General features: G+C 69.4%; 5 protein-coding genes. All 5 read right to left on the reverse strand.

Annotated elements, in window-relative coordinates; translation table 11 throughout:
* On the reverse strand, positions 1-873 hold an 873-nt coding region (locus VTU_RS27935), incomplete at its 3' end, for an ATP-binding protein (RefSeq protein WP_010106573.1).
* The gene (locus tag VTU_RS0117540; RefSeq protein ID WP_010106574.1) at positions 870-1559 is read right to left on the reverse strand and encodes a DUF4194 domain-containing protein; all 690 of its coding nucleotides are present in this window, start codon (positions 1557-1559) and stop codon (positions 870-872) included. The genes VTU_RS0117540 and VTU_RS27935, both read right to left, overlap by 4 nt.
* Before the next feature lie 5 nt (positions 1560-1564).
* Positions 1565-3007, reverse strand: coding sequence for a Wadjet anti-phage system protein JetA family protein (locus tag VTU_RS0117545; protein ID WP_010106575.1), 1443 nt, complete (start codon positions 3005-3007; stop codon positions 1565-1567).
* A gap of 61 nt (positions 3008-3068) precedes the next feature.
* The gene (locus VTU_RS0117550) at positions 3069-3689 is read right to left on the reverse strand and encodes a glutaredoxin family protein (RefSeq protein WP_010106576.1); all 621 of its coding nucleotides are present in this window, start codon (positions 3687-3689) and stop codon (positions 3069-3071) included.
* A 117-nt stretch (positions 3690-3806) separates the two neighbouring features.
* A partial coding sequence (locus tag VTU_RS27940; RefSeq protein WP_010106577.1) for a M3 family metallopeptidase occupies positions 3807-4166 on the reverse strand: 360 nt, incomplete at its 5' end.

The raw sequence follows: 4166 nt of genomic DNA on the forward strand, positions 1-4166 counted from the left end.
GCGCGTCTCGTCGAGCGCGCTGTGCGCGCTCTCCGCGGCAGCGTCCAGGCGCTGCAGATTCAGCACCAGCCGATCGGCCTCGGCCTTGAGCGCTGCGATCGAACGCATCAGCTCGCGCATCTTGTCCAGGTCGCGGCTGAAGTCGTGCGGCTCCAGAATCTCGTCGCGGACCAGATCGTTGACGTCGCCCAGTTCCTTGTAAGCCATGGCCCTGACGATGGACTTGGCGGCGCGTACGGCGTCGTTCTCGCCCACCGCGGTTTTTCCCATGAGCGCGCCGTAGAGGTGCTGCAGGTAGCTGCCCTTGTCCGGAAAGCGCTGCACCACGGTGTCCGTCGCGGCCTGCAGGCGGTGCTGCAACTGCACGTAGAGTTCTCTGAGCGGCAGCGGCGAGCGCGTGAGCGCCTCGCCGCTGCGTCGGGCCAGGTGCTCCAGGGACAGCGCCCGGCGGACGATGAGGAACTGGGGCGTCCCCTGGAGCACGGCGCGCAGCCCATCCTCGACGGCCTCGACACCGACGAGTGCCGTGAACGGCGGGGCCTGTTCGCCAGCGCTCCCGGATGCCTCGAACACGATGCCGGCATAGCTCGTCGAGCGCGCGCGCAGGAACACGCCGTCGGCCTGCTGGCCCAACGCATACGCGGCCAGGGTGCGCGGCTCCTTGGCGCCACGCCGGCTCTGCGTGGATTCGTCCTGGCCGATGTTGAACTGCACCAGGTGCTGGTGGGCAGCGGTCAGCACGGTCTGGATGGCGTCCAGCAGCGTGGACTTTCCCGAGCCCGATTCGCCCGTGAGCAGCACCGTGTCGGCGAAGATCCACTCGCGGTCCTCAAGCGAACCCCAGTGCCAGGTGAGCAGCTTGGCGATCCTCATGGAGCGCGGCTCTCCTGCGCCGCGAAGGAAGAGGCTGCGGGCGCCTTGTTCCCGGCCAGGCGCAGCGCGTCCTCCAGCGCCTCGTCGCTGACGAAGCTCATCACGGGCCGCAGCACGGCCAAGCCCATCTGCATGTCGCCTGCGTCGGCGCCTTCGATGAAATGCAGCACCCGGTGCTTGCGCAGCTCGCGCAGCAGCGCCTGGCGTTCGCTGGCGGACGCAGGAAGGCGATGCGCGAGCAGCGAGACCACGGTCTGCGACAGCTCTTCGAGGCTGATCGCCAGGCGTTCGTCGACCAGTGGCCGGCGCCCGGTGAGCGCCTCGGTGTAGAGAAAGCGCAGCGCGATCACCGCGGCCACGAAATCGCGCGACAGGCGGGCGCGCAGCTTGCGGACTCCGTCCTCCTCTTCCTCTGCGCCGCGCTCACCGGGGGGATACAGGCGCAGCAGGCGCGCGTCGGCGTCGTGCACGAGCGCGAAGCCGATGCAGTTGAACCATTCGCGCAGCAGCTGTTCGCACTGCAGCGCGTCGTCGTACAGCGCGGCTTCGGGGCGCGAATGATCGCGCCAGAGCACGCCGCTGGCCAGCAGGCGGCCGGCCAACTCGGCGAAGCGGGTCCGCTCGACGTTGCCCGAGCCCTCGGTGCTCAGGCGCTGCTCGATGAACTGGGAGAGCGATTGCAGCATGCCCGTCAGCGGTGCCCGGGCGCTTCGGCCTGCACGGGGGTTTGCACTGCGGCGTCGAGTTCGTAGTCGTCGGACTCGAAAAAAGCGTTGCGCAGCCGATCGGCGCACTTGCGCGCGCGCACCAGGTGCCGGCCCTCGGTCGAGCGCGCCGCGCCCACGGCGTGCAGCACGCGCACGACGTCCTCTGCGGTCGCCACCGGCAGTGCGGCCAGCCGGAGCGGGCCCTGCGCGAGGCGGGGCAGGAGGCCTTGCAGCACGTCCTGGTCGCTGAAGGCAAAGGCTTCGGCCTCGGCGCGGCGCAGGGCTGCGTCCAGGCGGCTTGCGGCGTCCACCACCAGGGGAGACGGTTCGGCCACGGGCGCCTCGCGGTCGCGCACCGTCCAGCGCAGCAGGCCCCCAGGCAGACGGACTTCGCAGGTGGCCAGGCGCGCGGCCAGCGCGTCGAGCAGCAGTTCGCGCTGCGCCGCGGGGCGGTCCTTGAGCCAGGCCATGCTGCGGCCCAGCGCGGATTCGGCGCCGTAGTCCAGCGACAGCGCCTGGCGCAGCAGGCTGGTGAAGCGTCGCACGTAGTTGTTCATTTCCGAGCGGAGCATCGGCAGCTTCAGGCTGCACGCCGCGTGCACCATGCTCTCGATGCGGTCGCTCAGCCACAGCATGGGGCTGCGGCCCTGCGCCTCCTGCTCCAGCCAGGGCGCGCGCTGCAACAGATGGCCGTCCACCTGTGCGCGCAGGTCCTCGGCGAGCGCGCGGACCTCGTCCAGCGTCTCGGTGATTTTTCCGCGGTGCCGCTCGGCGGAGTCGGCCACCAGGCGCACCGCGTATTCGCGGGCGAAGCGCTTTTCGACGAACTCGTTGAACTCGCTCCAGGCCACCTTCTGCGCCAGGGCCTCGCGCGTGAGGCTCTGGATCAGCTGGCGGAAATACTCGACGTCGTCCTGCAGGTCCTGCACCACCCGGCTGGCGAATTCATGGGCGTCGAGCAATTCGTCGGCGTCGTGGGCATCCAGAAAGGCGAGCAGCGCCTTGCGCGCCGAGCGCATATTGCGCTGGCGCGTCTTGGTGCGCGAATCGTCCAGTCGGGCAAAGGTTTCGCTGAAAGCCTTTCCCGCGCGGCTGAGCTTGAGCGTCGGCCGCAGGTCGATCGGGTCGCGATAGTCTTCCAGCCAGCCGTGCTCCCTGAGCTTGCGCAGCAGTTCGCTGGCGTAGCTGCGTTCCTCTTCGGCCGGAACCGATCGTCCGGCGTCGAAGGCCAGCGCGCGCAGGGCGGGATCGGCCAGTGCGCGCAGGACCACCCCGAGCACCACGTCCCGTGTCAGCGCTTCGGCGTAGTCCGCGTTCGCGCCGTGCACCCGTTCGTGCAATTGCCGCAGCACCGCCGCGCACAGTTCGCGGTTGTCATGCGTGAGCGGACGGAAGAAATGCTCGTGGGGGGGTGTGAAGAACTGCATGCGCGCGTGCTGGCCGGTACGGGTCGGGCATCCACCTTGCCAGCCAAGCCCGATTCCGGACTCAGAACCGGATTCCCGCGGGATTGCTGGGCGTCGTGGGGGCCTCGTTCACGGGAGGGGGCGTGCGCTGCTCTTTGCGTGCGCTTTGCGCGGGCGGTTTGGCCGCCGCCGACGCCGGCTCCACCGGCTTCACGGCGACGAGCGGGCTTGGCGTGGGCCGGCGGTAGTTGCCCGGCAGCTGCGATTGCTTGGGGTAGCCTGCGGCGTCCAGGTACTGCGTCCAGTCCCCGTCAGAGAAGCCCGCCAGGCGCTGCCCGCCAATCGTGCCAAAGGGCAGGTTGGTGCTTCCGCTCAGGCGCTGGAGCGCCTCGATGTCTTCGTTGCTGGATACGGTGCGCTCGGTGAATGGCACGCCGCGTGTGAGCAGAAGATTGCGCGCGCCGTCGCACGGCGTGCAATCGCTTCCGGTGTAGAGCGTCACGGGAAAGCGGGTGCTGATTTGGCGCAGCTCGTAGGGCAGTGCAGCGTTGGCAGACGGGTCGGCGTCGGCGGGCGCGAGGCTGCGCATGGTCTGCTGCGCGGGGGCATCTGCCGCAGGGCGGTCCGAGAAAGTCACCTTGCCGTCCGGCCCGACGATGCGGTAGACGCCCTGCGCCTGGGCGCTGGCGCAGGCCAAGACCATCAACCAGGGAGCCAGGAAGGGGGGGTGAACAGGGGTCCGTGCATGATCATGCTCCTCATATATTTCAGTGCGTGGGGCGGGCGGTACGCAATGCGTTCGGGGCCGCGGGTTCAGGGTTCAGGCGCCCACCCCTTCCTCGGCCATTCCCTGGTGGCGCAGCAGCGCATCCAGGCGGGGTTCGCGGCCCCGGAAGGCCTTGAAGGATTCCATCGCGGGGCGGCTGCCGCCCGTCTCCAGAATCGCCTGGCGGTAGCGCCGGCCCGTTTCGACGCTGGGTCGGCCATCGCTGTCCGCGGTTTCTTCGAAAGCGGCGTAGGCGTCGGCGCTCAGCACCTCGGCCCATTTATAACTGTAGTAGCCTGCGGCGTAGCCGCCGGCAAAGATGTGACTGAACGTGTGCACGGGCCGGCTGAAGGGCGGCGGCGCGAGCACGCAGACTTCGTCGCGCACCTGCGCGAGCAAGGGCATGCAGTCCTG

Origin of the sequence: Verminephrobacter aporrectodeae subsp. tuberculatae At4 (assembly GCF_000193225.1) — a bacterium.
GTDB lineage: Bacteria > Pseudomonadota > Gammaproteobacteria > Burkholderiales > Burkholderiaceae_C > Acidovorax > Acidovorax aporrectodeae.